Genomic DNA, 6828 nt, shown 5'->3' on the forward strand with positions numbered 1-6828 from the left:
AAAATATTTTCTAATTATAAGTCTACTTTTCTTCTGTTGGCTTTAATTTCTCCTGCTTTCTTTTTTTCCTGTAGACGTTTTTCTTTAGCGGATCGGGATACCGTAGTAACTTTTCTAGTTTTGGGTATTTGTAGTGCTTTATCTATCAGCTCAAAAAAACGTTGGGTAATGATTTTTTTATTTTTAAGTTGACTTCGATCTTCATCACAAGTTAAAATTAATAGGTTTTCTTGTGAAATTTTAGTTTTTAATTTAACTTTAATACGTTCTTTTTCTTCTTCGTTTAATCCAGAGGTGGAAGATACATCAAAAATTAAAACCATTTTTGATGAAACTTTGTTCACGTTTTGTCCTCCAGCTCCACTACTGCGAACTGCTTTAAAATGAAGTTCAGAAAGCAAAATTTCTTTATTCATTGTTGGGTTGATGAGCAGGTTTTAATAAATCATTAACCGTTTTTACTGGATTGAATGTTGTAAGTGGAACTTCAACAAAAATAGTAATCCATTTTGCCATGGCACCATTCCATAAGCCAGGTAATTCAAAGGCTTTAATTGGTTTTCCATTCTTTGTTTTTTCAGTAATGAAAGCCGTGTCTGGGTCTACAAACTTTGTTAAATCAAATTTTTCACCTTTAAAATTTTTAATGCCGCAAACTAAATCAACGGGATTAAAATGCGTTGAATTTTTAAATATCTCTTTTTGTTTTACATTTTGTAAATCTACTTGTGAGGACTCTACAATTTGTAAGGTACGTCTTCCTTTACTGTCAATTACCCAAAATGGTCCTCCCCCAGGTTCACCTTCATTTTTGACCATTCCACAAACTCGAATAGGACGATTTAGTACCTTAATGAGGTATTCTCGTTGATAGTTTTTTTGAAACATAGAAAATTCATCTAATAAAGGCATCGATAGACGTTCTTCTACAAAATTTTTGATGTCTTTAATTTTTGATTCGCTAATATTTTCATCTTGTAATTCAGCTAAATAGTTAAATACTTGAGATTGAATTTCTAACAAAATGCCCCCTAAAATTTTTTTATTAGCAATGCCGTCTTTGATGTTGTTTTGAGCTACATTATCAATATTTTTGATGAACACAACATCAGAGGTAAGCTGGTTTAAATTTTCTATAAGTGCACCATGTCCACCTGGTCTAAAGAAAAGTTCATTGTTTTCTAAGCGAAAAGGCGTGTTGTTAGCTTCTACTGCAATTGTATCACTGGTTTGATCTTGATAAGAAAAACTAACTTCAATATGGTTGTATTTATTTAATATTGTCTCGAAATGAGATTTAAATTCTTTAGAGATTGTAAAATGAATTTTAGCTTTTGTATTTTCTTTTTGGTAATAGATTGTCTCTGCTACATGTTCGTCAATTGGCGTGAAAATAGCATCTGATTTTACATGGAATGGCAATATGCCTTTAGGTTTAGCTGCAAAATGTAGACCTTTTTCATTCAATAAGGTGTATATGATAGCATGTATTTTCTGATCAGATGTAAAATTTATATATTCAGGGAAAAGCGCTCTTGTTTTAGCTTTTAGTTCTGGATGAAAAGGAAAATTTCGAATTCCTACAATGAAAATATTTAAGTTTTGGTCCTTAAACTTGTTGATGTAACTTGTGATGGTGTCGGTTTCAGGATTAAATTGGTTTAGAAATTCATTAAGAAACTGAAACATGCGGGTGGCAGCACCAGATGCAGGAACAAATTTTTCAATTTCAAATTGATTTTTATGCTCATCAAAGTAAGTAATGTATTCATTTTGTTCTTTTGAATTAAGCTTCCAAATACCATCCCCAATGGTAGCACACTTATGTAAATTGATTTTTGGAATACCATTTTTAAAATAATGCAATTGTTGCATAATTTTGTCTAATGAATTTCCTCTTTGAACAATGTATTTTAAATCTGCTTCGCTAAATATTTTCTCCATTCTAAATAAGCTAAAATTGCTAAAATTGTAAAAATCACATATTGTAAGGCTAATAGGTTGTACCCTCTGTAAATAAACAAGGGAACAGCTACAGCATCTCCAATAATGTAGAGTGTCCAATTTTCAATTTTCTTTAAGGCCATATACCACATGGCAGTAAAGAATAATCCAGATGTAAAAATATCAATATAATTGGGAATTTCAAGTTTATAATCAAAAAAAACATACACAAAATAAGTTAGTAATGCGGTAATACTGAAAATGAGAAGACCTATTTTTTTTTCCTTTGGTGATGTTCTCGAAATTTTCAAATCAGGTTTGTCACTCTTTTTACTCCATTTGTACCATCCATAAAAACTCATAATTGAATAGTAAGAATTTAAAATAACTTCTCCGTAATAATGAGCAATGTAGAGTAAATATACCGTTATTAATGTGCAAATCAGGCCTGTAGGATAAACTAAAATATGCTCTTTTTTGGCAAAAATGACACTTACGATTCCAAAGAAAAACACAATTGCCTCTGCTACAATTTTCCAAAGAGGAACATTTTTATAGGAATCAATTAAAAAATCTAACATAATAGTTAAAAAGGGGAATTTTAGTTTTTAAGTTAAAATAAGTTGGCTTTCTTTTCTATAAATTCAATTGTAATGATTTTTGCCTAAAATTTATTTTTTTGGTGTGGCACAGACAAAGATAAAATTTTCAATTTCATAAAATTTGAAGCAATAACATTCCTTGTGATTATTATAGGTTAAAAAAGCGGTTCCTTCTTTGTCATTTAAAGTGAATGGGAGTTCGTTAATATGTCTTGGGAAACTTATTCCAGTTTCATTTTTGATTTTAAAAATAGCTTCTTTTACTCCCCAAACAATCGTTGCTTTTTTCAATTGTTCCTCCTGAGTTAGATTTTCCAAATGTGATATATCCATAAATCTAGGTGCAATTCTCATCACTCGATCTTTAATTTTTTCTAAATCTACACCAATTTTTTCGTCAGTGCTTACACAAATGCTTGAAAATTCATGTGAGTGTGAAATTGAAATGTGCTTAATATCAACTATTGGATGGTTAGTTTTGATTGCTTCAACGCTTGATTTTTGTTTAGCCTCTGGTATTAGATGAGGTTTCCCAGTTTGATCATAAAACAAATCAAAATCAGTGTAGCCAATATGTTCGAGTAGTTTACGAACCCCTAAAAATCCTTTTTTATGTTCAATGGATTGCATGCCTTTTAATCGTTCAATTGAACTTTCTTTTAATAAAATTTCGGTGCATAAATCTTCAATTGCTTCCGAATTTTTCCAAAAGAAGGCAGAGATTGAGGGACTTATTTCGATGAAACTATGAAAAGGCATAGGTAAGTTATTAAGTGGTTTAAAATTATATGGTTGTCTTTCAAATGATTAGATGTATGAACAAATCATAAAAAAACCGTTAATGTTTAGAAAATACAAACTTATGTTGTAAATTTGCATCCTCAAAAATAAAAAATTAATTAGTAAAAATAATGAGTACGAAAACAATTCCGTATGTACCATACAAAGTTAAAGATATTTCTTTAGCAGAATGGGGAAGAAAAGAAATTACATTAGCTGAAGCAGAAATGCCTGGATTGATGGCTTTAAGAGCAGAATATGGTGCTAGTAAGCCATTAAAAGGAGCTCGTATTGCAGGATGCTTACACATGACTATTCAAACAGCTGTGTTAATTGAAACGCTCGTTGCTTTAGGGGCTGATGTAACTTGGTCTTCATGTAATATCTTCTCTACTCAAGATCATGCAGCTGCGGCTATTGCAGCCGCTGGAATTCCAGTGTATGCATGGAAAGGAATGAATGAAGAAGAATTCGATTGGTGTATCGAGCAAACATTATTCTTTGGTGAAGAGAGACAACCGTTAAACATGATCTTGGATGATGGTGGAGATTTAACTAACATGGTTTTCGATAGATATACAGAGTTGGTAGCAGGTATCAAAGGATTGTCAGAGGAAACCACAACGGGTGTTCACCGTTTATATGAGAGAATGAAAGCTGGTACATTGTATATGCCAGCAATTAACGTGAATGATTCAGTAACAAAATCTAAATTTGATAATAAATACGGATGTAAAGAATCTGCGGTAGATGCAGTTCGTCGTGCTACAGACGTAATGTTAGCTGGAAAAAGAGTTGTAGTATGTGGTTATGGTGATGTAGGTAAAGGTACAGCTGCTTCATTCCGTGGAGCAGGTTCAATTGTAACAGTTACAGAAATCGACCCTATTTGTGCTTTACAAGCTGCTATGGACGGTTATGAAGTTAAAAAGTTAGATACTGTTATCGCTAATGCTGATATCGTGATTACTACGACTGGAAATAAAGATATTGTTGTAGGTCGTCATTTCGAGGCTATGAAAGATAAAGCAATCGTTTGTAACATTGGTCACTTCGATAACGAAATTGATATGGCTTGGTTAAATGCAAATTATGGTGATACCAAACAGGAAGTAAAACCGCAAGTTGACATCTACAATGTAAAAGGTAAAGAAGTTATCATTTTAGCTGAAGGTCGTTTAGTAAACTTAGGTTGTGCTACGGGTCACCCAAGCTTTGTAATGTCAAATTCATTTACTAACCAAACGTTGGCTCAAATTGAGTTATGGACAAATAGTGCCGCTTATAAAAATGAAGTATACATGTTACCTAAACATTTAGATGAAAAAGTAGCAGCACTTCACTTAGCTAAATTAGGAGTTGAGTTAGAAATTTTAAATCCTGAGCAGGCAGCTTATATTGGAGTTGAAGTGCAAGGTCCATTCAAGCCTGAATATTACAGATATTAATGTTATACTGTTCGATTAGTCGAATTCGTATTTGATAATCAAACAAAACCCTTACAGAAATGTGAGGGTTTTTTGTTAAAATTTTATTCTACATTTGTAGAATTGATTTTTTATTCTACATTTGTAGAGTTAATTCTAAAAACGTAGAAGTATGCAATTATCTAATTCCGAAGAACAAGTAATGGAACACTTGTGGAAACTTAAAAAAGCTTTTTTAAAAGATATTTTAGAAGCCTATCCAGAGCCAAAACCAGCCACAACAACTCTAGCAACATTATTAAAGCGAATGATTGATAAAAAATTTGTGGCTTACACCGAATTTGGAAATTCAAGAGAATATTATCCATTAGTAAAGAAAGAAGACTATTTTTCAAAACACGTTAATGGTTTGATTAAAAATTTTTTTAATGATTCTGCTTCACAATTTGCTTCTTTCTTTACCACTTCAACAAATTTGACTGAAAAAGAATTAGAAGAATTAAGAATGATTATTGATGTTGAACTTCAAAAAAAGAAAAAATGATCGACTTCTTAATTAAATCAACAATTAGTTTAACTGTTTTTATTGCTTTTTATTATTTAGTGTTAGAACGAGAAAGAATTCATGGATTTAACAGGTTTTATCTTTTAGCTACAATTGTAATTTCATTTTTAATTCCGTTTATAACATTTGAATTTATTAAAATTGTTCCAACAGTTAAAAATATAAATCTTGATCCAACTCCCGTTATTATACATAATGATCAAATTAGTGAGCGTGTCATTCCTTTGCAAGAATCTATAAATTATACACCTTATATAACATCGGGAGTATATGGTTTAGTTCTATTTGTGTTGATTATGAGATTTACAATAAATTCATTCAGTTTAATTTCAAAATCGAGAACAAATCCAGTTATAAAATATAAAAGTGCCAATTTAGTTTTGGTCAATGAAAAAATTATTCCTTATACCTTTTTAAATTATATATATATCAACATCGAAGAGTATAATAAAAATGCAATTGAAGAAGAATTGTTTACTCATGAATTAGTTCATGTGACTGAAAAACATACATTGGATATTTTGTTTGTAGAGTTGTTAAAATGTGTTTTTTGGTTCAATCCAATATTGTATTTCTATAAAAAAGCTATTCAGTTGAATCATGAATTTTTGGCTGATGAGAAAGTAGTAAATGAATATAGTAATATTCCTTATTATCAGAATTTGCTTTTGCAAAAAAGTAGTAATATAGCTGCTGTTTATTTAACGACTAATCTAAATTATTTAATAACAAAAAAGCGCTTACTTATGATGACAAAAAGCACCACAAGAAAAATAGCTTTATTGAAAAAAATTGCAATAGTGCCTGTTTTTCTGGGATTAGTCTACTTTTTCTGTGTAAAAATTATAGCACAAGAGAAAGAATTAGCTTCAAATGATATAATTAAAAATGATAAAATAACGGATAAAGATAAAATTAGAGATCGTTATTATAGTGGTGTTTATGTGAAAATTATTGATGAAAGAAATAACCGAAAAGAGGTAACATTATATGAAAAACTAGCATTAGAAGACAGAAGAAAATATCTTGATCTTGTTCCAGAAATAATTATTGAAAAAGAGATTCCTGAACTCTTGTTTGAAAAGATGAAAACTAAAAATATGGCGGTTTGGATTAATGGTAAAGTTGTGACTAAAGAAGAAATAAAAAAATTCGAAAGAACCGATTTTAGTTATTATACCTATAGTTTTGTGCATAAAAATGCTCGTTCTAAACGTTTTCCTCAAGAGTACCAATATGCGCTTTACACAAAAGAGTATTTTGCTGAAAATTTAAAGAACAGTCATTTACATTTCGGTAGTGATACTATAAAGATAATATATGCTTCATATAAAACAATTAAAAATGATATTTTTATGAAGAAATACCCATTTGATACTCTTGTTTGGTATAAAGAAAAGAAAGATGGTTATAATATATATGTGAATGACGGTAATGATAAATTTGAAGAAGATGAAGATTTGAGAAAGAAAAGGGATTATGCATATTCAGGTGCTACAATAACTATAAT

At 30.3% G+C, this 6828-nt stretch carries 7 protein-coding genes; 3 read left to right on the forward strand and 4 right to left on the reverse strand.

Annotated elements, in window-relative coordinates; all coding sequences use genetic code 11:
* Window positions 1-14: 14 nt before the first annotated feature.
* From arfB to QZ824_RS10115, 4 genes are all read right to left on the reverse strand, one after another.
* Window positions 15-416: an alternative ribosome rescue aminoacyl-tRNA hydrolase ArfB gene (gene arfB, locus QZ824_RS10100; RefSeq protein WP_291275895.1), complete on the reverse strand. Its 402-nt coding sequence runs from the start codon at window positions 414-416 to the stop codon at window positions 15-17.
* Window positions 409-1944, reverse strand: a complete 1536-nt coding sequence (locus tag QZ824_RS10105; RefSeq protein ID WP_291275896.1) for a DUF4301 family protein — start codon at window positions 1942-1944, stop codon at window positions 409-411. Before QZ824_RS10105 ends, arfB begins: the two co-directional genes overlap by 8 nt.
* A complete protein-coding gene (gene pnuC, locus QZ824_RS10110; RefSeq protein WP_291275897.1) occupies window positions 1914-2525 on the reverse strand; it encodes a nicotinamide riboside transporter PnuC in 612 nt (203 codons plus the stop codon). The genes QZ824_RS10105 and pnuC overlap by 31 nt, the downstream gene beginning before the upstream one ends.
* 90 nt (window positions 2526-2615) lie before the next feature.
* Window positions 2616-3305, reverse strand: a complete 690-nt coding sequence (locus tag QZ824_RS10115; RefSeq protein WP_291275898.1) for a 4'-phosphopantetheinyl transferase superfamily protein — start codon at window positions 3303-3305, stop codon at window positions 2616-2618.
* Between the two features lie 152 nt (window positions 3306-3457).
* On the opposite strand from QZ824_RS10115, the gene ahcY reads away from it, so the two are divergent.
* The 3 genes from ahcY to QZ824_RS10130 form a co-directional block, all read left to right on the forward strand.
* A complete protein-coding gene (gene ahcY, locus QZ824_RS10120; RefSeq protein ID WP_291275899.1) occupies window positions 3458-4774 on the forward strand; it encodes an adenosylhomocysteinase in 1317 nt (438 codons plus the stop codon).
* A 151-nt stretch (window positions 4775-4925) separates the two neighbouring features.
* On the forward strand, window positions 4926-5297 hold the full coding sequence (locus tag QZ824_RS10125) for a BlaI/MecI/CopY family transcriptional regulator (RefSeq protein ID WP_291275900.1): 372 nt from the start codon (window positions 4926-4928) through the stop codon (window positions 5295-5297).
* Window positions 5294-6828 (forward strand): M56 family metallopeptidase (locus tag QZ824_RS10130; protein ID WP_291275901.1); only part of this gene is annotated, 1535 nt, incomplete at its 3' end. The genes QZ824_RS10125 and QZ824_RS10130, both read left to right, overlap by 4 nt.

The organism is Flavobacterium sp., from assembly GCF_021151785.1.
In the GTDB taxonomy this organism is placed as follows: domain Bacteria; phylum Bacteroidota; class Bacteroidia; order Flavobacteriales; family Flavobacteriaceae; genus Flavobacterium.

What these genes read in the sequence shown, in the direction of transcription:
- arfB (WP_291275895.1), bottom strand. Translation starts at nt 416, where the DNA reads ATGAATAAAGAAATTTTGCTTTCTGAACTTCATTTTAAAGCAGTTCGC.
- QZ824_RS10105 (WP_291275896.1), bottom strand. Translation starts at nt 1,944, where the DNA reads ATGGAGAAAATATTTAGCGAAGCAGATTTAAAATACATTGTTCAAAGA.
- pnuC (WP_291275897.1), bottom strand. Translation starts at nt 2,525, where the DNA reads ATGTTAGATTTTTTAATTGATTCCTATAAAAATGTTCCTCTTTGGAAA.
- QZ824_RS10115 (WP_291275898.1), bottom strand. Translation starts at nt 3,305, where the DNA reads ATGCCTTTTCATAGTTTCATCGAAATAAGTCCCTCAATCTCTGCCTTC.
- ahcY (WP_291275899.1), top strand. Translation starts at nt 3,458, where the DNA reads ATGAGTACGAAAACAATTCCGTATGTACCATACAAAGTTAAAGATATT.
- QZ824_RS10125 (WP_291275900.1), top strand. Translation starts at nt 4,926, where the DNA reads ATGCAATTATCTAATTCCGAAGAACAAGTAATGGAACACTTGTGGAAA.